The 23,924-nt window shown below is 62.7% G+C and carries 19 protein-coding genes and 1 pseudogene; 11 read left to right on the top strand and 9 right to left on the bottom strand.

The window, feature by feature from the left end; all coding sequences use genetic code 11:
* Positions 1–81: 81 nt before the first annotated feature.
* Positions 82–1,716, bottom strand: coding sequence for an amidohydrolase (locus tag BC360_RS20635; protein WP_065796718.1), 1,635 nt, complete (start codon positions 1,714–1,716; stop codon positions 82–84).
* A 570-nt stretch (positions 1,717–2,286) separates the two neighbouring features.
* The gene (locus tag BC360_RS20630) at positions 2,287–3,330 is read right to left on the bottom strand and encodes a class I SAM-dependent methyltransferase (RefSeq protein ID WP_065785259.1); all 1,044 of its coding nucleotides are present in this window, start codon (positions 3,328–3,330) and stop codon (positions 2,287–2,289) included.
* Positions 3,331–3,645: 315 nt separating this feature from the next.
* Here BC360_RS20630 and BC360_RS20625 point away from each other — a divergent pair, with 315 nt between their 5' ends.
* Complete coding sequence (locus BC360_RS20625) at positions 3,646–5,643, top strand: putative bifunctional diguanylate cyclase/phosphodiesterase (RefSeq protein WP_065785258.1); 1,998 nt, start codon at positions 3,646–3,648, stop codon at positions 5,641–5,643.
* Between the two features lie 134 nt (positions 5,644–5,777).
* Here BC360_RS20625 and BC360_RS20620 read toward each other — a convergent pair whose 3' ends face one another.
* Positions 5,778–6,680 (bottom strand): helix-turn-helix domain-containing protein, encoded by a 903-nt coding sequence (locus BC360_RS20620; protein ID WP_083222651.1) that lies wholly within the window; start codon positions 6,678–6,680, stop codon positions 5,778–5,780.
* Positions 6,681–6,862: 182 nt separating this feature from the next.
* Between BC360_RS20620 and BC360_RS20615 the strand changes: the two genes are divergently transcribed.
* From BC360_RS20615 to BC360_RS20575, 9 genes are all read left to right on the top strand, one after another.
* A complete protein-coding gene (locus BC360_RS20615; protein ID WP_065796717.1) occupies positions 6,863–8,092 on the top strand; it encodes an amino acid ABC transporter substrate-binding protein in 1,230 nt (409 codons plus the stop codon).
* A 199-nt stretch (positions 8,093–8,291) separates the two neighbouring features.
* Positions 8,292–9,164: a branched-chain amino acid ABC transporter permease gene (locus tag BC360_RS20610; RefSeq protein WP_065796716.1), complete on the top strand. Its 873-nt coding sequence runs from the start codon at positions 8,292–8,294 to the stop codon at positions 9,162–9,164.
* Entirely contained in the window at positions 9,161–10,114 is a 954-nt protein-coding gene (locus BC360_RS20605; protein ID WP_065796715.1) for a branched-chain amino acid ABC transporter permease, read from the top strand. Before BC360_RS20610 ends, BC360_RS20605 begins: the two co-directional genes overlap by 4 nt.
* Positions 10,111–10,839: an ABC transporter ATP-binding protein gene (locus BC360_RS20600; RefSeq protein WP_065796714.1), complete on the top strand. Its 729-nt coding sequence runs from the start codon at positions 10,111–10,113 to the stop codon at positions 10,837–10,839. Before BC360_RS20605 ends, BC360_RS20600 begins: the two co-directional genes overlap by 4 nt.
* Positions 10,832–11,545, top strand: a complete 714-nt coding sequence (locus BC360_RS20595) for an ABC transporter ATP-binding protein (RefSeq protein ID WP_065796713.1) — start codon at positions 10,832–10,834, stop codon at positions 11,543–11,545. Before BC360_RS20600 ends, BC360_RS20595 begins: the two co-directional genes overlap by 8 nt.
* Positions 11,546–11,562: 17 nt before the next feature.
* Positions 11,563–13,014 (top strand): aldehyde dehydrogenase, encoded by a 1,452-nt coding sequence (locus BC360_RS20590; RefSeq protein WP_065796712.1) that lies wholly within the window; start codon positions 11,563–11,565, stop codon positions 13,012–13,014.
* A 52-nt stretch (positions 13,015–13,066) separates the two neighbouring features.
* Positions 13,067–13,864 carry an SDR family NAD(P)-dependent oxidoreductase gene (locus BC360_RS20585; RefSeq protein ID WP_244512813.1) on the top strand — a complete coding sequence of 266 codons (798 nt, stop codon included), beginning with the start codon at positions 13,067–13,069 and terminating at the stop codon, positions 13,862–13,864.
* Between the two features lie 15 nt (positions 13,865–13,879).
* Positions 13,880–15,601 carry a thiamine pyrophosphate-requiring protein gene (locus BC360_RS20580; protein WP_065796711.1) on the top strand — a complete coding sequence of 574 codons (1,722 nt, stop codon included), beginning with the start codon at positions 13,880–13,882 and terminating at the stop codon, positions 15,599–15,601.
* A 25-nt stretch (positions 15,602–15,626) separates the two neighbouring features.
* The gene (locus BC360_RS20575; protein WP_065796710.1) at positions 15,627–16,160 is read left to right on the top strand and encodes a 2,4'-dihydroxyacetophenone dioxygenase family protein; all 534 of its coding nucleotides are present in this window, start codon (positions 15,627–15,629) and stop codon (positions 16,158–16,160) included.
* 24 nt (positions 16,161–16,184) lie between these two features.
* On the opposite strand, the gene BC360_RS20570 is transcribed toward BC360_RS20575, so the two are convergent.
* From BC360_RS20570 to BC360_RS20545, 6 genes and pseudogenes are all read right to left on the bottom strand, one after another.
* A complete protein-coding gene (locus tag BC360_RS20570) occupies positions 16,185–16,745 on the bottom strand; it encodes a methylated-DNA--[protein]-cysteine S-methyltransferase (protein ID WP_065796709.1) in 561 nt (186 codons plus the stop codon).
* A gap of 179 nt (positions 16,746–16,924) precedes the next feature.
* Positions 16,925–17,551 (bottom strand): dual specificity protein phosphatase family protein, encoded by a 627-nt coding sequence (locus tag BC360_RS20565; protein ID WP_065796708.1) that lies wholly within the window; start codon positions 17,549–17,551, stop codon positions 16,925–16,927.
* Between the two features lie 18 nt (positions 17,552–17,569).
* Positions 17,570–17,767 (bottom strand): annotated as a pseudogene (locus tag BC360_RS30955) (inositol monophosphatase); the annotation flags it as partial.
* 333 nt (positions 17,768–18,100) lie between these two features.
* Entirely contained in the window at positions 18,101–19,240 is a 1,140-nt protein-coding gene (locus tag BC360_RS20555) for an ABC transporter substrate-binding protein (protein ID WP_065796706.1), read from the bottom strand.
* Positions 19,241–19,299: 59 nt separating this feature from the next.
* On the bottom strand, positions 19,300–20,433 hold the full coding sequence (locus BC360_RS20550) for an ABC transporter ATP-binding protein (RefSeq protein ID WP_065796705.1): 1,134 nt from the start codon (positions 20,431–20,433) through the stop codon (positions 19,300–19,302).
* The gene (locus BC360_RS20545) at positions 20,433–22,286 is read right to left on the bottom strand and encodes an ABC transporter permease (RefSeq protein WP_065796704.1); all 1,854 of its coding nucleotides are present in this window, start codon (positions 22,284–22,286) and stop codon (positions 20,433–20,435) included. The genes BC360_RS20550 and BC360_RS20545 overlap by 1 nt, the downstream gene beginning before the upstream one ends.
* A gap of 626 nt (positions 22,287–22,912) precedes the next feature.
* On the opposite strand from BC360_RS20545, the gene BC360_RS20540 reads away from it, so the two are divergent.
* A complete protein-coding gene (locus BC360_RS20540; protein ID WP_065796703.1) occupies positions 22,913–23,899 on the top strand; it encodes a LacI family DNA-binding transcriptional regulator in 987 nt (328 codons plus the stop codon).
* Positions 23,900–23,924: the final 25 nt, after the last annotated feature.

Genomic DNA, 23,924 nt, shown 5'->3' with positions numbered 1-23,924 from the left:
TGAACAAGATCGCGATCTCATCCGACCTCCCGGATCGGCTGAGATGCATGAAGCCGCCCTTGCTGCTCCCTTTCGCCTTCGTCAGGCGTTCTGTCGCTCGAAGACCACCTCGCCGCCCCGGATTGCCAGGGTGCAGCGCGTACCGTTGAGGATGTCTTCGGGGCTGGCCGTCAGCATGTTCCTGGAGAACACGGCGATGTCGGCAAGCTGCCCAGGGACCAGCCGTCCCTTGACCATTTCGAGCTTCTGCGAGAACGCGCCGTATTCGGTGTAGACCTGCAGAGCCTCCTCGATGGAGACCCGCTCGCGAGCATCCATCACGGTGCCCTTGGCTGTCTTGCGCGTCAGCATGCTGTAGATGTTGGGGAACGGATTGGGATGACAGACCGGCGCATCGCTGCCGGTCGCGGGCCTCAGCCCCAGATCCTTCCAGGTCTTCAAGGGATAGCTCGACAGCGCCCGCTCTTCGCCAAGCACCGAGACATAGGCATCGCCGAAATCGTAGATGAACACCTGTTGCGGACACGGATATATGCCCGCCTTCACCATGCGCCGGTGCTGCGCGTCACTGGAAAAACCGCAATGCTCGATCCGATGGCGGCGGTCCGCGTCCGGGATCGCCTCGAGCGCCTTCTCGTAGGCCGTGATCAACTGGTCGATCGCTGCGTCGCCGATGGCATGGCAGGCCAGTTGATAGCCCTTGGCATGCGCGTCGAGCACGAGAGATTCGAGTTCCGAATCCGAGAGAATCTGAACGCCGGTGTTGTCGCCGCCGAGATAGGGGCTGCTCATCCAGGCGGTGCGGCCGCCGGCCGATCCGTCGAGGAAGATCTTGACGGCGCCGACTTTCAGCATGTCGTCGCCGACACCGGAAACAAGGCCCGCCTCGTAGCTCTGCGGCACGATCGAAACCTTGGGGTCGCCGAGAAGAACCAGCCAGGTGCGCACCGGCAGCCTGTTGCTGAGCTTCGCCAGATTGTAGGCCTTGATCTCGTCAAAGCCTGCGACCTGACCGACTGCCGCATCCATGATGCTGGTGATACCGTAGGACAGGAGAAGATTGCCGGCGCTCTCGATCGCATCGATCATGTCGTCGGTCGAAGCTTTCGGGATTGCCGCGCGGACCAGGCCTTGCGCATTTTCTGCGACCAGACCCGTCAGGGCGCCGGAGGCCTGTTCGATCAGACCGCCTTCCGGCACGGCCGTGTTCTCGTCGACGCCGGCAAGACGGAATGCCTCTGAATTGAAGATCGATACATGCCCGCAGGCGCGCACCACCATGACGGGGTGGTGCGGCGCGACCGCATCGAGTTCGGCGCGAAGCGGATGGCGGCCGGTATCGAGCTTGGTCTGGTCGTAACCGCGCGCCCGGATCCAGGTGCCGGGGGGCGTGCTTTCGGCCTGATGCTTGATTGCAGCCAGCAGGCTTTCGAGGGTCGGTGCTGCCTGCGGCGTCGCGTCGACCCAATTCAACGTCAGGCCGACCGAAATCAGGTGGAGATGTGCGTCGTTGAGACCAGGCGTGGCGAACTGCCCTTGAAGGTCGAGAAGCTCAGTGCCGTCGCCGCGATAGGCCTCCATTTCCTGTCTCGTGCCTGTCGCCAGGATTTTGCCCTGCCAGATCGCCAGGGCCTCGACGACGCCCTCGGCTAGACCGCACCAGATCACGCCGTTGTGCACGATCATGTCGGCGTGAAAACACTGTCCCGCTGGCATCTAAGGCTCCTCCCCTTCGGCCGTCACTGCAATACAGAGCCACGCTTGGTTGCACGCGCGGCCCTCCGCACAGCCCGTGTCTCCCGCCCCCCAGTAGCGCGCCGAAACTGGATCGTTATCCGTCCCGGTGCAGCGCTCTCATGGGCCACAAGTTGTGCAGTTGGGGATGCTAGAGAAAAGGAAAGCGGCTCGCCAATGCATAGAATTTCAAGCGCTATGAAATTATTGCATAACAGCTCTGGGTAGATCGGTCGCCAGACTTGCAGGACCTGCACGACTGCGCCGCACCGGCGATACACTTCCCTATCGAGAACTTAAGAACGGCGCGTGGCGCGCGGACAGCGGCGCTACTGCATAATTCCTTAAATCGGAATCGATTTAAGGAGAAAATTATGCAGCAAGTTAAGAGCGTTACAGCGTCCTTTGCGCGTCATATTTGACGCACGGCGCTGTAGGGCGGGAAGCGTCCAGAGTGTCAGGCTGCCCGCCAATGCGACACCACGCCTATGCCGAACGACAGCGGCGCGCGTCAAAGATGACGCGCGCCGCGGTAACCCACTTCAGTGGCGATTACGAGCGCTTTTGCAACGTCGCATAGACAACGTTACGGTTCGCTCCGAACGTCACGTGCGATTCGAAATTGGAGCCGTCGACACTTTCGTTGACGATGCTCCACATGTCCGACTGCGAGCGCAGCAGCAGCGCCCAGTTCATGAAGGTCTCCATATAGCCGTCGACGCCGATGTCCGTTGCGAAATTGGCGAAGAGGAAGACGCCGTTGGGCTTCAGCATCTGCAGGCAGCGGCGTGTGAGCTTCACCGCCACGTTGTGGGGCAGGTAGTCGTAAAGCCCTGCCGCGTAGACGAAGTCGAACTTGCCGAGCTTGTGCGCCCGGGTGAGAATCCCACGGACGGAGCCGTCGATCGCCTCGACCCTGGTTCCCCGAAAATCCCTGGTGATGGATCCGACACTGAGCGGGTCCTGGTCGAGCGCGACCCAGCGCTTTATGCGCCCTTCCTGCAGAGCAACCGAACGGTTTGCCTCGCGCAGATGCCCGGCGGCAATCGTCAGGATTTCCGCCTCCCCACCGCGCGTGGCCGCGATCTCATCGACATGCTGCGTCAGCAGATCCCGGCGCTCCCGCACGGCAACCGACGACGAGGCGTCCTTGGTATAGTCATAGAGAGCCTTGCCCATTGGCGACGCCTTGGCGATCTCACCGGCAACGCTGGGGTGGCCGTAGATGAAGTCGAGCAATTGGGCGTCGCCGGAGTAACCCCGCGGTTTTTCGAAGGACCAGCGGGTAAAAGGGTCCTGGAGGAAGAATTCCGACACCGGATGCTTTTGTGCAATCGGAATCAGTTCCTGCCAAACGCTCGGATGAAACTTTGCGCGCGTCTCGTGAAGTGCTGCCGCCAATCGATGTATTATCTTCCTGGGGTCCAGTTGCTGGGCAAATTGCTGCTGTGCAATTTGGAGAATCAGCGCGAGTTCGGCTTTTCCTGTTGCAAACTGCTCGTCATAAAACTCACTTCTTGACGAAGCGAACTCGGTTGCGATTGATTGGGGAGTAATAAGACTTTCGCCATCGAACACGATTTGAAGCTGGCTCACGCAAAACCCATCCGTTAATGCTCTGTTAACAATATGGGTAAGAATGCGCGAACTGCGTCTCGAATTGCAAGTTTTTGTAGAGTATATGGTAAATACTGGCGGACAGTATCCATTTGGATACACCCCTGCACCGGCCGTCAGTCTCGGCTAATTTATCAAAATTTAATAGGCGTCTTCTACGATGTCGTTGACGCCTGCCTGTCCTTGTTGTGGTACCCAGTGAATGGCAAGCGTGGAGCGTCTGAAGCAACGTCCAGAGATGGAAAAACGAGACCAGATTTCCGTTGAGCGCGACGCAACTCCCTGGACCGGTGCATGAAGCAAACCCTGGCCGACGTCGTTGAGATAGATTTGCACAAGCAGCCACTCAGACCGCTGCCGGCGGAGCTGCGCGTACTCTATCGCCAGGAAGGCGAAACGACACGCAGGGAAGCGACGAGAAAAGGGCTGTGGATCGCCGTTGCGGTCTATCTCCTGTTTTCGATTACCGACCTGTTGCTGATCTCCGATGTCGCACGCTACACGATCGCCTCGCGCTTTGTCGTAGGCGCGGTTGCGCTTGCCGTCCTGGAAATCCAGGTCCACTTCAACGTTAAGACGGACTGGCTGGACAGGACCTGTTCCGGCGCGCTTGTTTTCGGCTATCTCGGCTGGCTCATTCCGGCAATGATGACCGCGCACACGCAGAACATGTCCTACTACATGATCTTCGGTGCCATCTTCATGATGGGCGCCAACCTGTTCTTCATCTTCCAGTTCCGCCTTTCGGTGATCTCGTCGAGCATCATCCTTGGCGCCTTTTTCCTCGATCTCTTATATTTCTCGCCGCAGAACCCCTCCTACCAGCTGGCCTTCGGCACCTTTTTCGTCTCCTGTTTCGTCTTCACCTCCTACGTCAACTGGAAGCTCAACCGCGAACGTTACAAGGTCTTCCTCAATGCGTTCGAGGCAAGGGTGCAACAGCGGGAGGCGACCGAGCGCGGCAAGGCGCTGCTCAGGCTCTCCAACACCGATTCCCTGACCGGTCTCGACAATCGCCGAGCCGTGGACCAGAAGCTCAGGGAATACTGGGGCGACTGGCAAAAGTTCGGCGACAGCTTCGCAGCGATCCTGATCGACGTCGACTTCTTCAAGAAATACAACGACTGCTATGGTCACCAGGAAGGCGACCGTTGCCTCATTCTCGTGGCCAACACGCTGAAGGAATCGATCGAGCAACTCGACGCGTCCATCGGCCGCTACGGCGGCGAAGAATTCATCATCCTCGCGCGTATGGACACGCGCGAGGAAGCAGCCGATCTCGCCGACGCCATTTGCCGCACGGTGCAGCGCCTCGAACTGGTGCACGGACAGCGGCGCGACGGCACGTCCATCGTCACGGTCAGTGTCGGCGCCGCCTTCACCAGACATCAGACGGGCTCCAAGCTCGAGCGGATCATCCACGAGGCCGACCGGGCGCTTTACGCTGCGAAGGCGAGCGGCCGCAACTGCGCCAGGGTCTTCGACCCGAACGACCCGCAGACCAGCGACGAGAGCGAGAACATCGCCGCGCTCTTGAAGATCGCGACCGATCAGGATCTCGTCTCCCTCGTCTACCAGCCGATCAAGAATGTCGCGACGGGCCGCGTCGAGGCCGTCGAAGCGCTGATGCGGCTGAAAATGCTGGATGGGACCGCGGTTCCCCCGAGCCTTTTCATCCCCATTGCCGAGCGCACCGGCGCCATCATCGACCTGGGGCGCTGGGCAATCCGCACGGTCTGCCGCGAGCTTCTCGCAAACGATCATGTGCCTGTCGTCAGCGTCAATGTCTCGCCTATCCAGCTGAAGACGCCGGGCTTTGCCACATCCGTTGCCGCTATCCTTGGCGAGACGGGAGTGGCCGGCGGCCGGCTCGCCTTCGAAATTACCGAGGGCCTCGAGATGGAGATGCACTCGGACGTGCTGCGCTGCATCAGCGACCTCGAAACGCTGGGCATTCGGATTTGGCTCGACGATTTCGGGACGGGCTTTGCCGGCCTTTCCTGGCTCCGTCTGATCGATTTCGATACGGTCAAGATCGACCGCTCGTTCCTTCACGATTGCGGCACGCCAAAGGGCAAGGCAATGCTGAAGGATATCATCGGGCTGGTCAGGAACCGCGGCCACAAGATCCTGGTGGAAGGTGTCGAAACCGAGGAACAAATGGCGCTGATGCGGGCGTTCCGCATCGACCATGTTCAAGGCTTCCATGTCGGCCGCCCCGCTTCCGCTGCGAACTATCGCAAAAGCGCGGATACTGAACTGCGCCCGACCAACCTCGTCAGACCGGCATAAAAACGCAAGCGCCAGTCCTCACCAACGAACGCCCGTCTTGCGCGTCCTCATTGGCGCAAGTGCTCTACCGCTAGCCCCGGGGCCCTTCTCCCAGCCGCCGCAGTGTCATAGGTCACCTGCTACCGAGCCCGGCGCTATGGCCAGGCGGCGTAACTGGTGTTGAGATCGCTTCTTTTCGCCACCGCGCCAGCCCGGTGCGCCCGCGGCGATATTCCGGTCAGCCGTTTGAAGAAGCGGCTGAAATAGGCCGCATCGCTGAAGCCGAGGCTTTCGGCGACTTCTGCGACCTGCAGGCCGGAATTGTCGAGCAGTATCACCGCCTCGGTCATCAGCCTTGCATGGATGAGTTCCATCGGCGTGCGGCCGGTGGCCCGACGGACGGCGGTGTTGAGCCGATCTGCGGTCACCCCGAGCAGATGCGCATATTCCGCGAGCGCCCAATGGTCGCGCAGGTGGAGTTCCACCAGATGAACAAAACCGCGCACGATCGCCCGCGGCGAGGGCTGCGGCCGATTGTGGCCGGTACCCGCCAGCCGCCAGATGGCAATCAGGGTCAAGGCCAGGTGATGGCGGATTACCTCCTGCGCCCCCGCTTCGTTGGCCCTCAGTTCCTGTTCGATTGCCTGCAGACCCGCCGCAAGCTGCCTGGCCGCGACCAGCGGAATGCGCGCACCGAGGATCGGCCTGGCGATCGCTTCACGAACCTGCGCAAAAACTGCCCCCATCGGCATCGCCGAACCCAGCACGACATCGGGAATGGCGAGCGATGCCCCTTCCGCTCCTGCATCAAAGATGACGGCACCGGTCTCGCCTGCGGGTGCCCAGACGATCGCCGGCCCCTGCAGCGGCACGTCGTAGCGACCCAGGCGGATATGGCCGCCGCCGGAAAGGAGCAGGAAGATACGGTTGCGCGTGCCGCGAAAGGTCCATTCCGACGGCGAGAGCGCGGCGCGAAAGAACCGCGCCTCCGTGGGCCCGGGCGGACGTGCGGAACCGCCTGTTGTGGCGGTCGTCGCGTTGTTGGTCGAACCCGGCAATGTGTCGCTCCCGTTTCCGTGAAAAGTACAAGTATCTCTTGTAAAAGTCTATTCCGTCTAGGACGGGCGACAGCTAGCGTGATGATGTCGAAATCGGCGAGCCTGGAAGTGGAGGAGAACAAGCCTTCAGGCGCGGCGCGACGCAACGGCCCGCAGCTTAAGGGCCACATGGGAGGAAAATCATGAAAACCTTTCGACGCAGGCAGGTCCTGCGAACGACGGCGCTTGCCGCGATCATGCTGGCTGCCGGTATCGCAAACCCTGCCAGTGCGCAGGACAGGAAATCCGTAAAGATCGGCTACGCAATCTCCAAGACCGGCCCCAATGCCGGCGGTGCGGGCATCACCACATTGCCGAACTACCAGCTCTGGATCAAAGACGTGAACGACGCCGGCGGCCTCGAACTGCCCGACGGCAGCAAGCTGCCGATCGAAGTCGTCGAATATGACGATCGTTCTTCCTCGGAAGAAGTGGTGCGCGCCGTCGAGCGCCTGGCGACGCAGGACGAGGTGGATTTCATGCTGGTGCCGTGGGGAACCGGCTTCAACCTGGCGGTCGCACCGCTGTTTGACCGTTACGGCTATCCGCAGCTCGCCGTGTCTGCCGTTACCGACAAAGCGCCGCAGTTCGTCCAACGCTGGAAGAAGAGCTTCTGGATGCTCGGCGGCGGTCACGACTATGCCAAGGCGCTGGCGGCAATCCTGGCCGAAGCCGGCAAAACCGGCGCGATCAACAACAGGGTCGCCATGGTTTCCGTTGCCGACGGCTTTGGCATCGATCTGGTAACGGCAGCGCGTCCGGCTTTCGAGGAGACGGGCATCGAGGTGGTCTACGACAAGACCTATCCGGTCGGGACCTCGGATTTCTCGCCAATGATCAACGAAGCGAAGGCAAGTGGCGCCGACACTTTCGTTGCCTTCTCCTACCCCCCGGACACGTTTGCCTTGACCCAGCAGGCCCAGGTCGCAAGCTTCAATCCCAAGGTTCTCTATCTCGGCGTCGGCACCGGTTTTCCCGCCTACGGCAAGAACAACGGCGAAAACGCCACGGGGATCATGAGCCTTGGTGGCATCGACCCGAACAACCAGGCGAATACCGACTACCGCAAGCGCCACGAAGCCGTCACCGGCACCGCTCCCGATTACTGGGGCAGCGTCATCACCTATGCCAGCCTGCAGATGCTGCAGGAGGCAATCAAGCGCAAGGGTCTCGATCGCGAAGCCGTTTCGGCCGAACTCGCAAGCGGCACCTTCCAGACGGTGGTCGGCGAAACCAGGTTCGAGGACAACCAGTTGCGGACGCTTTGGTGGACCGGCCAATGGCAGAACGGCACGTTCGTCGGCGTTGCGCCGGGTGATCGGGCCGGCGTCAGCAAGGTCGTCCTGCCGCGGCCGGAGTGGAAGCAGAACTGACCCAGGCGAACGTCTCGCGCACCCGTCCCTCTCCCTGTCTCAACGGAGAGAGGGACGAAGCCGCCGCGCCGAGAGTTCGCCAACAGTGGTCACGAAGCGGAAAAATTGAAGTGCAGCCCTTCATCGCAGGAGAAGGGCGGCAGGAAGGCGTGGCGCCCAAGGCGCGCATGCCCCTGATAACGCATGAAGGAGGAGGCCGATGCTCGTCACGGCCCTGTTGTCCGGGCTTGTGCTCGGAGGAACTTACGCGCTGGTCGCCATGGGACTGACATTGCAGTACGGCATCGCGCGCATCATGAATCTGGCCTATGGCGAAGTGGTGATCGCCGCGGCCTTTCTGGCCTATACGCTGTTCACCGCCTGGGGCATCAGCCCGGTTGCCGGCCTGTTGATCGCAGCCCCCGCCGGCTTCGCGCTCGGCTATGTCATCTACGGCGTGATGATGCGTCCGCTGGTTGCCCGCGCTTGGGACAAGGCGAGCCTTGAGATCGATTCCATCCTTGCAACCTTCGGCCTCCTCTTCGTCATCCAAGGCGTTCTGCTGGTGGTTTTCGGTGCCAATTTCACCAGCTACAGCTATCTCAATGTCGCAGTGAACGTCCTCGGCACCACGCTTGCCGCCAACCGATTGCTTGCCTTCGTCCTGGCCGCAGTCTTTGCCGGCGGGCTGTATCTGCTCCTGACCCGCACCCTGTGGGGCACGGCACTTCGTGCGGTTTCGGTCGCACCCGGCTCGGCGCCGCTGGTCGGCATCGATGTCGATCGCGCGGCGCGCATGGCCTTTGCGCTCGGCGGCGCGCTGGCGGCGGCCGGTGGGGTGGTCATCTCGATGTACCAAACCTTCACCGCGACATCCGGCGTCGTCTTCACCATGAAGGCGCTGATCGTCGTCATCATGGGCGGCGTCGGCAATATCCTCGGCGCCTTGTCGGCAGGCCTGATCCTGGGCGTGGTCGAGACCTTCGTCGCCACCTACCTCGACCCTGGCCTCACACTCGCTGCAACCTATGCCATCTTTCTCGTCGTGCTGCTCTGGCGGCCGTCCGGACTGTTCGGGAGGATTGCCCGATGAACCGCGACATCGTTTTTGCCACCGCCGGCTTCGTCGCGGTCGTAGCAGCGCTCGCCAGCGTGCCCGTTTTTGCCGGGCCCTACGGTGTGACGCTGATGATCGGCCTGCTCGGCTATGTCACGCTCGCCTCCGCCTGGTCGCTGTTTTCCGGCCCGACGCGATATGTGTCGCTGGCAACCGTCGCCTTCTTCGGCCTCGGCGCCTATACCGTTGCCGTCTTCGGCGAGAGCCTGAGCTATCCCTTGCTGCTCGTCGTCGCCGGACTGATCGGCCTCGGGCTGGCAGTCGTCGTCGGCCTTGCGACGTTGCGGCTTGCCGGCGTCTACTTCGTGATCTTCACCTTCGGCCTTGCCGAGCTCGTACGCCAGCTCGTCACCTGGTACGAGGTCAACATGACCGGGACGCTCGGCCGCTACATTTTCCTGCCGGTCACGCCGGAAGGCATCTACTGGCAGCTGCTGGCGCTTGCGGCCCTCACCTTCGTGATCGCCTGGGCGATCGGCCGCAGCCGCATCGGCCTGGCTTTGAAGGTGATCGGCGACGACGAGGTGGTGGCGAGCCATTGCGGCATCGACATCGCCAGGGTCAAGCTCGCGCTCTTTGCCGTCAGTTCGGTGATCATCACCCTTGTCGGCGCGATCCAGGCGCCGCGCTGGACCTATGTCGAACCGTCGATCGCCTTCAACCCGACCATTTCCTTCCTGACGCTGATCATGGCGCTGCTCGGCGGAGCAAACCGGCTCTATGGGCCGATGCTCGGTGCCGTGCCGCTGTTCCTGCTGTTCGAATGGCTGTCGGCGAATTTCCCGAACCACTATTCGATCATCCTCGGCCTCTTGTTCATCGCCATCGTCTTCGTTCTGCCCCGCGGCGTGCTCGCCTTTGTCGAGGAACATTGGACGCGCCTGCGCGGCAACGACACGCGAGCCGGGAAAGGAGCTGCCGAATGAGCGAACTGCTGACGGTCTCCAATCTCACCAAACGCTTCGGCGGCCTGACCGCCGTCAACGACGTATCGTTCTCGCTGGCGCCGGGAGAAATTGTCGGGCTGCTCGGACCGAACGGGTCGGGCAAGACCACTGTGCTCAATATGGTTTCGGGCTATCTGGCCCCAAGCGGCGGCACGATCGCTCTGCGGAGGCAGGTCGTTTCCGGGCTGGCGCCCAACCGCATCGCGCTCAAGGGTGTCGCCAGAACCTTCCAGCTGGTGCGCGGCCTGCCGTCTCTCACCGTTGCTGAAAACGTCATCGCCGCGCTTGCCTTTGGCAAACGCCCGCTTTGGGGATCGGCCGCGGCCACCGAGGCGCTCGCCTGCCTCGCACAGGTCGGGCTTGCGCACAAGGCGCAGCAGAGCGCCAAGGACCTGACCTACATCGATCAGAAGCGAATGGAGCTAGCCCGGGCGCTTGCCGCGGAACCGGAACTGCTGCTGCTCGACGAGTGGCTGGCGGGTCTCAACCCAACTGAGCTTTTGACGGGAATAGACCTGATCCGTAGCCTTCGCAGCCGCGGCATCACCATTCTTCTGGTCGAACACGTGATGGATGCCATCCGCGCGCTCTGCGACCGCTGCATCGTCATGAACGCCGGACGCAAGATCGCCGACGCACCAACGGCGGAGGCACTTTGCGACCCGGAGGTGGTCAGGGCCTATCTGGGAGATGGTCATGCTTGAAGTCAGCAATCTCTCGCTCCACTACGGCCGTCACATCGCCCTGCACCAGCTTTCGCTCAAGGTCGGCAAGGGTGAGACCGTCGTTATTCTCGGCGCCAACGGTGCCGGCAAATCCTCGCTGCTGAAATCGATCGCCGGCCTGACCAAGCCGGACGCCGGCGCACTGATATCCTTCGACAAGCGCGTCATCACCGGGACACCCGCGCATGACGTTCTGGAAGCGGGCATCGCGCTGGTGCCAGAGGGCCGCGGCGTTTTCGGCGATCTGACGGTGGAAGAAAACCTTGCCCTCGGCGCCTATGCCAAGCGCGCCCGACAGGGCGCCAGGGACCGGCAGGATTTCGTCTACAGCCTGTTTTCGAAGCTGCGCGATCGGCGAAGCCAATATGTCAACACCATGTCCGGCGGCGAGCAGCAGATGGTTGCGATCGGTCGGGCGCTGATGTCGAAGCCCGATCTTCTCATGCTGGACGAACCGAGCCTCGGTCTTGCACCGGTCGTCGTCGGTGAGCTGTTCGCCAGTCTTGCCCGCATCAAGGCGGCCGGCCTGGCGCTGCTGATCGTCGAGCAGAACGTGAAAATGACGCTTTCGATTGCTGATCGCGGCTATCTCGCAGAAGCCGGCCGCATTACCGGTGAAGGCACCGCACAGGCATTGATGAGCGACGCTGCCGTGCAGCGCGCCTTCCTCGGCGCCGCCAACTGAACAGACAAGGAGAAATCATGAGCATGCTTGGATTGAAGATCAACAATGCCGAGGTCGAAGCGGCGGATGGCCGCGTCTTCGAACGGCTGAACCCGATTTCCGGCGAGGTGGCGTCGACCGTGGCGGCCGCGACCGTCGATGACGCGCGACAGGCTGTCAATGCTGCGGCAAGGGCCTTCCCGGCCTGGGCGGCGACCGGCCCCGGCCAGCGGCGCAAGCTGCTGCTGGCGGCCGCCGACCGCCTACAGGCAAAGGCGCCCGAGTTCGTCGCCGCGATGGCTTCCGAAACCGGAGCGACCGCCGGCTGGGCGATGTTCAATGTCGCGCTTGCCGCCGACATGCTGCGCGAGGCGGCATCGCTGACCACCCAGATCGCCGGCGAAGTGATCCCGTCGAACCGGCCGGGGAGCCTCGCGATGGCGATCCGGCAACCGGCAGGCGTCGTACTGTCGATCGCCCCCTGGAACGCGCCCGTCATTCTCGGCGTGCGCTCGCTGGCAACCCCGCTTGCCTGCGGCAACACCGTCGTCATGAAGACCTCTGAAATCTGCCCGCGTACCCACCGTTTGATTGTTGACGCGCTGCACGAGGCGGGCCTGCCGGAAGGCGTGCTCAATGCCGTGTCGAACGCGCCGGAAGACGCCGGCGAGATCGTCGAGGCCTTGATCGCCCATCCGGCCGTGCGGCGCGTCAACTTCACCGGTTCGACCCGTGTCGGCCGGATCATCGCCGAAAGTGCCGGCCGCCACCTCAAGCCCGCCTTGCTCGAGCTCGGCGGCAAGGCACCCTTCGTCGTGCTCGACGATGCCGATCTCGAACAGGCTGTCGCCGCCGCCGCCTTCGGCGCGTACATGAACCAGGGCCAGATCTGCATGTCGACCGAGCGCATCGTCGTCGACGAGACGATCGCCGACCGCTTCGTCGAGGCGCTGGCCGCCAAGGTGAAGACGTTGAAGGCCGGTGACCCGCGCAAGGGCGACACGCCGCTCGGCTCGGTCGTCGATGCCCATGCCGCCCAGCGGATCGACGCGCTGGTGCGCGATGCCGTTGCCAAGGGCGCGACACTGGCAGCCGGCGGCGGCATCGACGGCACGATCGTCGACGCCACGCTGCTCGACCGGGTGACGTCAGCGATGCGGATCTACGGCGAGGAAAGCTTCGGACCGGTCGTTTCGGTCGTTCGGGTCGGCTCCATCGACGAAGCGGTGCGCGTCGCCAACGACACGGAGTATGGTCTTTCCTCCGCCGTCTTCGGCAAGGACATCAATCGGGCGATGGCCGTTGCCCGTCGGATCGAATCCGGCATTTGCCACATCAACGGCCCGACGGTTCACGACGAGGCGCAGATGCCCTTCGGTGGCGTCAAGGAGTCCGGCTATGGCCGCTTCGGCGGCAAGGCCGGCATCGCCGAGTTCACTGAACTTCGCTGGATCACCATTCAGGACGGCCCGATCCATTATCCGATCTAGTAACCGTCGATCGAAACGGCAATCAGGGCGGCGGGGAGCCGGCTTGATCACCGTGACCGAAAGATTGGCCGACATCGAGGAGCAAGCAAGCTTGGCGGCACTGGAAAACAAGACCTGCATCATCACAGGCGGCGGCGGCAGTCTAGGATTGGCGGCGGCGAAGCTGTTTCTTGACGAAGGCGCCAATGTGGCACTTGTCGATCTCGCCATGCCGGCGCTGGAGAAAGCCGCCGAGACCCTGCCGAGCGATCGCGTGCTGCTCATCGAAGCCGACGTTTCGCGGGCGGCCGATGCCAAACGCTATGTCGAACGGACAGCGGAGCGCTTCGGTCCGATCGACGTGCTGTTTTCCAATGCCGGCAATTTCGGCATCGTCGCACCGATCGATATCTATCCCGAGGATGTCTTTGACACGGTACAGGCTGTGCATGTCAAAGGCGCCTTTCTCGCCGCCAAACATGTGGTTCCCCGCATGCGCGATGGCGGCTCCATCATCATCACCTCGTCGGTCGCCGGCCTGCGCGGCGACCCCGGTGTCTATGCCTATATCACCGCCAAACACGCGCAGATCGGGCTGATGCGGTGCCTTGCCAAGGAACTGGCCCTGCGCCGGATCCGTGTCAACACTGTCCATCCCGGGCCGATCGACAACGGCTTTCAGCTGGCCGTCGAACAGGGCCTCGGTGCAGCCATCGGCACTGACGGCACGGATTTCTTCAACCGGATGATCCCACTCGGTCGGCACGGCACGCCTGATGAGATCGCCCGCTCCGTCCTTTACCTCGCCAGCGACCAGTCGAGCTTCGTGACCGGCACGACGCTGATGGTCGATGGCGGCATGAGCGCCTGAAGCGAGGAAGCGAAAATGAACCATCGCAACGAAGCGCCCCAGCTGAGCGAAACGATGACCGCTGGCGGCGCGCTGCTGGCGCGTCTGAAGGCCGTCGGTGTCGACTATATCTTTGCCAATTCCGGCACCGACTTCCCGCCTGTTATCGAGGGCCTTGCCGAGGCGGAGGCAAAAGGCATCCCGCTTCCGCAAGCGATCGTCATTCCGCACGAGAGCGCAGCCATGGCAATGGCTCACGGCTACTATCTTGCGACCGGCCGCCCGCAGGCCGTCATGGCGCACACCAATGTCGGTCTTGCCAATTGCGCCATCGGCGCAATCAACGCCGCAACCGAGCATATCCCGGTGCTGCTTTTTTCCGGCAAGACCCCGGTCAGCGAACGCGGCCATCTTGGCTCGCGCACCGTGCCGATCGGCTGGGGCCAGGAGATGCGCGACCAGGCGGCACTGGTGCGCGAAGCGGTGAAATGGGACGACGAACTGCGCTTTGCCGAACACGTGCCGCAGATGGTCGACCGGGCGCATGCGATCGCCACCTCCACGCCGCGCGGTCCTGTCTATATGAGCCTGCCGCGCGAGGTGCTGTGCGGGCCCTGCCCAACCGAAGGTCTGGCCGATCCGCCGTCGATGCGGCCGGCCGTGCATAGCCCGGAACCGGCAACGATCGCGCAAGCCGCCTTGCTGCTTGCCCGGGCGCGCAATCCGGTGATTTTCGCGCAACGCGGCGCCGGCTCTCAGGTCGGCTTCGAGGCGCTCTCCAGACTTGCCTCCGAATGGGCGATCCCGGTCTGCCAATATTGGGCGGTTCAGCTCGCCATCGCCACCGACCATCCGATGGCGGCACCCGCCGATCCGCGGCCTCTGCTCGAGAATGCGGACGTCATCCTCGTCATCGACGCCCTGGCTCCCTGGTCGCCGGACATTCACGAGTTGAAACCCGGATGCAAGGTCATCCAGCTCGGGCAGGATCCGCTCTTCCAGCGGTTTCCGGTGCGCTATTTCCGCTCCGACGTGACCATCGCCTGCGATATCGAGGCCGGTCTGCTGGCGCTCGCAGACGCTCTCGCCGCGCAGGAGAAACCAGCCGGGCTTGAGGCGCGACGAGCCGCAATCGCGGCAGCAAGCGTGGCGTCAAGAACCGCCATTGAGGCAAAGGCCGCGGCCGGCGCCGGAGACGCTATGACCAAGGAGTGGGTCAGCCTCACCTTGTCCCGGGCGCTTTTTGGCCGCAAGGCGACAGTGCTGTCCGAGCTCGGTTGCCCGCTTGTCCCCATGCGTCTTAACAATGCCCGGGCCTGGTATCAGGAACCGCATTCGGGCGGCCTCGGCTGGTCATTTCCCGCCGCCCTCGGCATGCAGCTTGCCGAGCCGGATCGGCTGGTGGTCGCTACGATGGGCGACGGCTCCTACATCTTCTCGAACCCGGCCGCCTGCCACCAGATCGCCGAGGCGCTCGGCCTGCCGATCCTGATCGTCATCGTCAACAACGCCGAGTGGGGTGCGGTCAGGCAGTCGGTTCTCGGCGTCTATCCCGACGGCTATGCCGCAAAGGCCAACCGCATGCCGCTGACCTCGCTTGTCCCTGTTCCCGACTTTGCCAAGATCGCCGCGGCGAGCAACGCCTACGCCGAAACGGTCTGGCGTGGCGAGGAACTGCAGGCCGCGCTTGAGCGCGCCATCCACCACATCGAGACCAACCGCGGCGCTGCGCTCCTGAACGTGCACGTGCGCGCCTGACCCTGGCCCAAGAACGGAGGAAACGATGCCTGAGCTTGCAACGACCGAATTCTGGAAGGACCTGAAGCCGATCACCAAGGTGTTCCAGCCGGACGCGCTGCCCGAGGTCTATCTCAAGAACGCCGCAACCGATGACGAGCGCTTCTATGTGCCCTTCACCGAAACGGTCTCCTCACGTCCACTGTGGATTTCCCCGACACAGAACAAATGGTGCGACATTCTGATGGCGAAGAAGGCCGGGCTGGTGAACCGGCATTATCACCCGCATGAGGTCTTCGCCTACACCATCTCGGGAAAATGGGGTTATCTGGAACACGACTGGACCGCGACCGCCGGCGATTTCGTCTACGAGACGCCCGGCGAGGGGCATACGCTGGTTGCCTATGAACACGAGCAGCCGATGAAGGTGTTCTTCCAGGTCAAAGGGCCATTGATCTGGCTGGACGAACAGGGCGAGCCGGACGGCTTCTTCGACGTGCACAACTATATCGCGCTCTGTCGCGATCACTACGAGAGGATCGGCCTCGGCCGCGATTACGTCGACCGGCTGTTTCGCTGAAACCGACGGCAGACGCCGCCGTGCTCAAAACAGCGATTGCTGGGCGGGTTCCGGCGGTCCGAGACGCACGCCTTCGAGTTCCAGCATGCGGATCTTCGATGTCGAGCCGCCTGGAGCCGAAAAGCCGCCGACCTTGCCGCCGGCGGCCAGCACCCGGTGGCAGGGAATGATCAGCGCCACCGGGTTCTTCGCCATGGCCTGACCGACATCCCGCGCGGCCTCGGGGCCGACGCCGAGTTCCTTTGCCAAGGCGCCATAGGTGGTGGTTTGCCCCCATCCGAGCCTGCGGGCAGCGGCATAGATCTGTCTGAAGAACGGATCCTGCCCTTCGAGATCAAGCTTGATATCGGAGAAATCGACCTGTTCACCGCTGAAGTAGCGTTGAACCGCGGCAACCGCATCGGCAATCTCCGGCGTCGGCGTGCCCGGTTCGCCGGCAACAAGCCGACGCAGCAGCAGCCGTTCGGTGTCCTGCGCCTTTTTGGTCGGCAGTTGAAAGCGCGTGATGCCGACGGCGTTCCAGGCGATGCCGCAGAAGCCGGCAGCGGTCTCGAAGATAAGATAGTTTTGAACTGTCTGCGCCATCGCACCGCCCTCGCATTTTCACATGATCATGAAAATCGTGCGGAACGCGGGCGAATTCAACCCGTTTCCTGCGCCCAAGCGCTGCCACCAAGAGATTGTCTGCCCGCCGGATCGGCCCAGCGTCGGCCTCCGCCAGCGGGCGAAGAGACTGTTTCGCTGTGAGCAGTGCAGGGTTGGCGCTACTGGCCTTCTATCGTCTTCGCCCAGTTTGCGGCGCGCTCAGCGGACTCGATCAGCACCGCCTTCGGCGCTTTGTACCATTCGTTCTCCGGCAGGCCACGACGGTTGCGCACGAAAGCGATCGCTGTGTCCAGCGTCGGGAACTCGGCTGGCAAGGTCAGGTGCAAAAACAGCGACACGACGATGACCGAACGCGAGCGGCCGCCGCGGCAGTTGATGAGAATGTTGCCCATCTCCCGGCGCGGATAGGACGGCTTTTCCGGCAGTACCTGTTCCAATGCCGCGCGCAGGATATAGTGCGCCGCCAGCATCTGCGTGTCGGGATTGCCGCCGCCATCGATTAGCCCAATCTTGTAATAGCGGATCTCGCCCGGACCATAGACGCTGCCCTCGTGATCGGACACCAGTTGCGCCTGCCGTACGAAATTGAAGTCGAGATTGACGGCGCAGTTGACGACAGTGGTGATGCCATTCTGTCGGAGAAGATCGAGGTCGCTCGTCCCCTCCTTGCCGGCGATATAGATATCGACGCCATAGAGCGGGTGCTGTTCGTAAACGAGGCTGAGCTTGGCAAGTTCGGCCGATGCTTGGCCCTTCGTCTCGGTTTCCTGGCTTATGTCCAACATTTTCTCCCCGCTGTCGTTTCAGCTTGCCGACACGGCAATGCGTGTGGCCGAGATCGCCCGCACCACGCGCTGCAATGTCGGATAGTTTCCGCCCGCGCCGGTGGCGATATAGCCGGGGCACATGAAATCGGGCGCGTCTGCGGGCACCTTGCCGAGCGTCAGGGGACCGTAACGGCCGTCGGCATTCTTCAGGATCAAGGTCGCGGCCGCCACATCCATTTCGACGATCTTGCCGGTACTGTCATAGACGTTGATCGGCTTTTCCTTCTTTGCCGCCGCAATCAGCGCATCAAGATCGAAGTCGTCGGCCGCATGGGCAGGCGCAGAAAACAGGCCGGCCGCAAGCGCGACCGCCGTCATCGTCATTCCATGCCGTATGTTGGTTGCTGCCTTCATCTCTTCCCCTCCCAAGGAAGCCGTGTTCGGCTTTCCGAACTTCGATCGTTCTAATTTACGTGGGCGCAACGGCAGGCTGCCTGCGACCGCCCAGACAATGGGGCGGTCGCGCAATGCACTGCGTTCCATGTCGGCATCCGCCGGACCGAGCCATCACTTCTGGTAGTTCACACGCCAGAAGTCCTGCCAGGTTTCCCGCGCGTCCCAATCGTCGAGGCTCGTTTCCATCTGGTAGGGCAGAACCTGATCGAGAACCTTGCCGATGCCGGAGGGTTCGTCGGCCGGAAGCGCGACGTCGCTATTGGTCGACATCTTGCCGTCGGCCGCCTGCGGCGCGATGCCTTCGGCCGTCATGACGTAATGGATGAAGAGTTTTGCCGCGTTCGGGCTGTTGGTGCCCTTGGTGATCAGGCCGACGCCTGGATACATCCAGCCGAGCCATGGCTTCAGGTCCTTGCAGAGCCCGAGCTTCATGCCCTTCTCCGCATTGTCGCGGAATTTTGCCGAGCTCATCAGCCCCATGAATGGCTGCGACTGGCCGGGCGCACCGACGGCGTCGGCCGCGGCTGCATCGGCATCGGTCAAGAGCGGTGCGTTGGCTGCAAGCACCTTCACCCAGGCCGCCGTCGCGCTGCCGTCGTCCAGTTCCAGTTCCTTGCCGTGGAGCTCCTTGTAGGCGGCAGCGACCTTGTCATCGCCGTGTTTTGCCATCTGGTTGAACCAGTCGACATAGGACGCCTTACCGAGCGGGTCCTGCATGGCGATCTTGCCCTTCCACTCAGGACCGGTCAGCTGCCAGATATTGCTGACCGGGCACTTGTCGAAAATCTCGGTGTTGTAGGCCCAGACGTTGGCGCTGGTCACGACGGTCAGAGGATTCTGGTACTGCTCCGGGATTTTCGCGGCAAGATCCGGCGGCAGCCAGCTCTCGGCAAAACCCTGCGGAATGAGCTGGGCCATGGCCGCCGGCGCATCGCTGATGATCGAAACGTCGCCCTGGACGTTGTTGGCGCGCGCCTCGCGGATGATCATTTCCAGCTGCGCCGTCGCCTTGACCTTCGACCCCTCGGCGGCGACGCCATATTTCGCCGAAAACGCCTTGGCCATCTCGACGATCTTGCCGGTGCTGTCATAGACGGTGATCGGCGGCTCCTTCTTGGCCGCCTCGACCAGGGCGTTCAGGTCGAAGGCGTCCCCAGCCATGGCCTGCCCGGCCAAGAGGCCGGCAAAGGCCGTGGTCCACAATAGGCAGCGCCTTTTATTGTCTGCCGTTCCATTCTTCCGAAAATGCATCGACTGCTCCTCCTCAGTAAGCGGTGTTCGTCTTTCGGTTGATGTGATCAGTATTGTCGTCAGTTCAGCTTCGTGCTGCGCAGCAGCTTGTCGGCCTCGGCAATGCGCTGGCCGTCCTTGTCGAAGACATGCAGCGCCTCCGGCGGTGCGCAGAAACGGACCTTTTCTCCGAGCTCCAGACGGGGCAGCGCGTGCGTCGTCAGGAACAGCGTGTGGTTGTCACTCTTCAACTCCAGGATCCAGCTGCCGCCGGTCGGCAGGATGCCGGTGACGACCATCTTGCCGCTGAAGCTGCCCGGCGGAACGTCCTCCTTCCGCGTGGCGTAGCTGAGCGCCTCCGGGCGGATACCGACGGAGCCGATACCGAGCAGGCCAGGGTAGCGGTTCGAGAGGTAAGCTTCCGCCTCCTTGGCAACATCCGATTTGGCCTTCTTGTCGAAGGACAGGATGTTGATCGGCGGGCTGCCGACGAATTCGGCGACGAAGCGGTTGGCCGGACGATCATAGATGTCGTTCGGCGTGCCCATCTGCTGCAGCGTGCCTTCGTTCATCACCGCAATGGTGGTCGCCAGCGTCATGGCCTCCCACTGGTCGTGGGTGACGAAGACGATCGTCGTCTTGAATTCCTTGTGCAGCCGTTTGAGTTCGGCACGCATTTCCAGACGCAGCCGGGCGTCGAGGTTCGACAGCGGCTCGTCGAGCAGCAGCACGCCCGGATTGACCGCAAGCATGCGGGCGAGTGCGACGCGTTGCTGCTGGCCGCCGGAAAGCTGCGACGGATAGCGGTCGCGGTATTTGGCGATGTCGAGCGCCTGCATGACCTTTTCGACGCGGGCCTCGCGCTCGGCCTTCGGCAGCTTGCGCAGCCGCAGGCCGAAGTCGGTGTTGCGCTCGATGGTCAGATGCGGCCAGAGCGCGTAGCTCTGGAACACGAGACCCATTTCGCGCTTCTCCGGCGGCACGAAGACCCCGTCGAAGATCGAATCGACCACCCGGTCGCCGATGCGGATTTCGCCGGCCGACAGGTTTTCCAGGCCCGCGATCATGCGCAATGTCGTCGTCTTGCCGCAGCCCGAGGGCCCGAGCAGGCACATGAACTCGCCGTCGCGAATTTCCAGATCAAGGTTGGAGACGGCATTGGCGGAGTTGACGCCGTAATTCTTCTGGGCGCCGCGCAGATTGATAGTGGGCATCAGCTTCCGAGTCCTTCTGCAAGATTGGTCTTGGTCAGCTTCTGGGCTGCCAGTGTTCCGAGATAGGCGATCGCCGCGATGATCAGCACGACCGCGTTTGCCGCCTGGGTGTAGTGGTAGTCGACGAGCCGCAGCGAATAGGTCGTGAGCACGTCGGTGCTGGGCACGGCGAGGATGACAAACAGGCTGAGGCCCTTGATGCCCGAGATGAACGGCAGCAGCACACCGGTGACGAGCGAGCCTTTCTGGATCGGGATGACGATCGACATCATGCGGCGGAACCAGCCGGCACCGGCGATCTGGGCCGCCTCTTCCGGATCCTTGCCAAGCTGGGTCATCGCCGAGATCCCGGCCCGCGAGGCATAAGGCATCTGGTCCGCCATCAGCGCCAGCGCCAGGATGGTGACGGTGCCGTAGAGCGCCGGCATCGGGCCTCTGGGAACCGCAAAGAGCGAGAGATAGGCAGCCGCAAAGGCGATCCCCGGCACCAGATAGGGCAGGAACGTCACCTGGCGCAGATAGACCGACAGGACCCGGACCGGCGTGCGGATGACGACATAACCGACAAGCAGGCCGAGAATGCCCGAGGCCAGCGAAGCGAGGCCGACGATCATCAGCGTATTCTTCGCCGCAGCCCAGAGATCGGGGCTCAGGAGCACGCCGGTCTGCAGCGCCACGGTATGAAGGTCCTGGCCGATCCAGTAGTCGAGCGTGAAGTTGTCGAGCGTGAACTGTGCCGGCAGCTTCATGACCGTCGACAGGAACAGGGTCAAAAGCGGCAGGCCGACGCTGAGCATGAAGATGGTCGCGGCAAAACCCGTGGCCGGAAGCCTCAGCTTGCCGAGCCGGCTTTGCCGGTTCATCGAGCCCTTGGAGCCGATGGTGACGAAGCGGCGCGCTTCGCGCACCAGACGCGCATCGATCATCAGGGTGATGATGCCGATCAGCATGATGGAGGCGGCAACGACGCCGGCGACGCCGGTCTGCCGGGAGGCGATACTGCGGAAGAGCGAGGTCGAAAGCACCTCGAACTTGACCGGCAGGCCGAGAACATACGGCACACCGAACTCGCCCAAGCATTTTGCGAAGATCAGGATCATCGAAGACATCAGCGCCGGACGCATCAAGGGCAGGATGATCTGCATTGCCACCTGGTAGCGCTTGGCGCCAAGGATGCGGGCGGAATCTTCCAGCTGGGAATCGAAGCGTCGGAGCGCCGAGCCGAACAGCAGGATGACGAAAGGCGCGTAGTGGAGGGCGAGAATGATGGTGATCGGAAAGCGGCCATAGGCAACCCAGTCCGGTGGCGCCCAGCCCAGAGCCTCGAACCAGCCGGGCTGGCCGCCGACCGTGCGGTTCTTGGACAGCGTGGTCCAGGCGAGCGCAAAGGTCCAGGCGGGCAGCATGTAAGGCACGATCAGGGCGGTCGCGAACCAGCGCCGCCCGAACATGTCGGTGCGGCTGATCAGCCAGGCGAGAATGGTTCCGATCAAAAGCGACAACAGGATCGCACCGACGGCAACCGACAGCGTGTTGAACAGTGGCCGCCAGAAGAGATCGACGGAGACGGGGGACATGAACGTCCGGTCGAGATAGTACAGCGTCAGGTCACCGAAATCCTTGCCGAGCCGGCGCTCATGTCCAAATTGCACGCGCACGGAATCGAGCACGATGGAGATGATCGGCACGACGATCAGATAGGTGAAGAGCAGCGCGGTGAGCACCCCGATCAATGTCGTCGGCTCCCGGGAGGCGACCTTCAACCGATACCGCCAAACCTGCCAGGACGAAGGCACAGCGGCCCCACCGCTCGCCGCCCGCGGCGCCTTCGCTGAATCACTTAGAAAAGCCATGCTCTGTCCCCTTGAGATCTCGCCTCGCAATACGATCCGGCGATGCGCCGGGCGCCTCGCGGCCGAGCCAACATGCGAACGGGGAGGTCAGGGAAAGCCGCGCGGGCAGCCGCCCCTGCTCCATGTCGAGCAAGGCAACCTGCCGCGAGAACGCGATACGCCGTCATCGATCCAATCCTCCCTGTTCGCGACTGACCCCGATCAACGATCCTGTCCGGATCGGATCGGGTCCGACAGCAGCCAGCCACTCCTCAGAGGCCGGCGCCATCATCACGAACATAGGCGGAACAAAAATTCCATTTCTGAGCCGCCCATGGAACGCATGATCCATTGAGAGGGCAGACTTGTCAATAAAAAAATGCACACGTGCGCAGTGATATATCTTATTGATTTCACGTTATATTTTTTCGTCACAGCGAGACTTGTTTCGAACACGTGATCATAGCCACGCGACTGGTCGACGAAGACGCGCCAGCCGCATACGGAACGGCGAACCAAACAGCCGAATTTCCGGCGGCCGCGCAGCGCTCACGCGACACCGCCAGCCGAGGCAAACGACACTTTTTCGTTGGAATGAACCGGCTTTTGTGGCCCAGATAGCCGCGAGCTGATTCTTGAGGGAAACCATGGCACGAGGGTTCGTCACGGCCGAGGAAGTCGCAAAGCGCGCGGGTGTTTCGCGCTCGGCCGTCTCGCGGACGTTCACGCCGGGCGCCAGCGTCTCGCAGTCGGTCCGGCGCAAGGTGCTGAAGGCTGCGCGCGAGCTCGGGTACCGGGTCAACCGGCTGGCTCAGGGATTGAACAACGACCGTTCGAACCTGATCGGCGTCGTCGGTACCAACCTCAGTGCACCGTTCATTTCCAAGCAGCTTGATCTGCTCAGCATCGGCCTGCTCCGGCGCGGGCTTCAGTGCCTGCTGTTGAACGCCGCGGATGCCCGCAAGGATATCGCGCCGCTGATCGAGTTGCTGTTCGAGTTCCGCGCCCAGGCGATCGTCGTGCTTTCCGGCGAGCCGCCGTCCTCGATCGTCGACGAATGTATCGCCAACGGCGTGCGGCTGATCCTGGTCAATCAACGGCTCGACCGCACCGATACCAACATGGTGCTGAGCGACGATTCACGCGGTGCCGATCTGGCCGCGCTCCGGTTGATCGCCGCCAAGTGCAGCAAGGTTGCGGTCGTCTCCAGCGGCAGCCAGACGCCGGCCCAGGTTCGGCGAGCGACGGCGTTCACGCAAAGGATGCAGACCGCCGGCATCGAGGTGGTCGCCTGGTCGGACGGGCCGACGAGCTACGAAAGCGGCTATCAGGCCGGGTGCGATCTCTTGAGGGACAAGAGGATTGACGGTGCCTTCTGCGTCACCGACCTGTTGGCGCTCGGCTTTCTCGACGCCGCCCGCATCGAGATGCAACGCCGCGTGCCGCAGGACGTGTCCATCGTCGGTTTCGACGATATTCCGCAGGCGGGTTGGAAGAGCTACGAGCTCACCACCATCGAGCAATCCTTGTCGGCGCTGACCGCCAACGTCCTGGCGGCGCTCGAAACCGACGAGCCCGCGACCCGGCTGCAAGTGGTGCCCGTGTCGATGATCGAGCGCAAGACGGTGCGTTAACCCTTCCTCCGGGCGGCGCTCTCGA

This window comes from Ensifer sp. LC163 (assembly GCF_001695855.1).
In the GTDB taxonomy this organism is placed as follows: Bacteria; Pseudomonadota; Alphaproteobacteria; order Rhizobiales; family Rhizobiaceae; genus Ensifer.
Note: the sequence above shows the minus strand (reverse complement) of the source record. Positions and strands in the feature narration are given on the sequence as shown.

Coding starts and splice junctions, on each gene's coding strand:
- BC360_RS20635 (WP_065796718.1), bottom strand. CDS start 1,716: ATGCCAGCGGGACAGTGTTTTCACGCCGACATGATCGTGCACAACGGC.
- BC360_RS20625 (WP_065785258.1), top strand. CDS start 3,646: ATGAAGCAAACCCTGGCCGACGTCGTTGAGATAGATTTGCACAAGCAG.
- BC360_RS20615 (WP_065796717.1), top strand. CDS start 6,863: ATGAAAACCTTTCGACGCAGGCAGGTCCTGCGAACGACGGCGCTTGCC.
- BC360_RS20610 (WP_065796716.1), top strand. CDS start 8,292: ATGCTCGTCACGGCCCTGTTGTCCGGGCTTGTGCTCGGAGGAACTTAC.
- BC360_RS20605 (WP_065796715.1), top strand. CDS start 9,161: ATGAACCGCGACATCGTTTTTGCCACCGCCGGCTTCGTCGCGGTCGTA.
- BC360_RS20600 (WP_065796714.1), top strand. CDS start 10,111: ATGAGCGAACTGCTGACGGTCTCCAATCTCACCAAACGCTTCGGCGGC.
- BC360_RS20595 (WP_065796713.1), top strand. CDS start 10,832: ATGCTTGAAGTCAGCAATCTCTCGCTCCACTACGGCCGTCACATCGCC.
- BC360_RS20590 (WP_065796712.1), top strand. CDS start 11,563: ATGAGCATGCTTGGATTGAAGATCAACAATGCCGAGGTCGAAGCGGCG.
- BC360_RS20580 (WP_065796711.1), top strand. CDS start 13,880: ATGAACCATCGCAACGAAGCGCCCCAGCTGAGCGAAACGATGACCGCT.
- BC360_RS20575 (WP_065796710.1), top strand. CDS start 15,627: ATGCCTGAGCTTGCAACGACCGAATTCTGGAAGGACCTGAAGCCGATC.
- BC360_RS20570 (WP_065796709.1), bottom strand. CDS start 16,745: ATGGCGCAGACAGTTCAAAACTATCTTATCTTCGAGACCGCTGCCGGC.
- BC360_RS20565 (WP_065796708.1), bottom strand. CDS start 17,551: ATGTTGGACATAAGCCAGGAAACCGAGACGAAGGGCCAAGCATCGGCC.
- BC360_RS20555 (WP_065796706.1), bottom strand. CDS start 19,240: ATGCATTTTCGGAAGAATGGAACGGCAGACAATAAAAGGCGCTGCCTA.
- BC360_RS20550 (WP_065796705.1), bottom strand. CDS start 20,433: ATGCCCACTATCAATCTGCGCGGCGCCCAGAAGAATTACGGCGTCAAC.
- BC360_RS20545 (WP_065796704.1), bottom strand. CDS start 22,286: ATGGCTTTTCTAAGTGATTCAGCGAAGGCGCCGCGGGCGGCGAGCGGT.
- BC360_RS20540 (WP_065796703.1), top strand. CDS start 22,913: ATGGCACGAGGGTTCGTCACGGCCGAGGAAGTCGCAAAGCGCGCGGGT.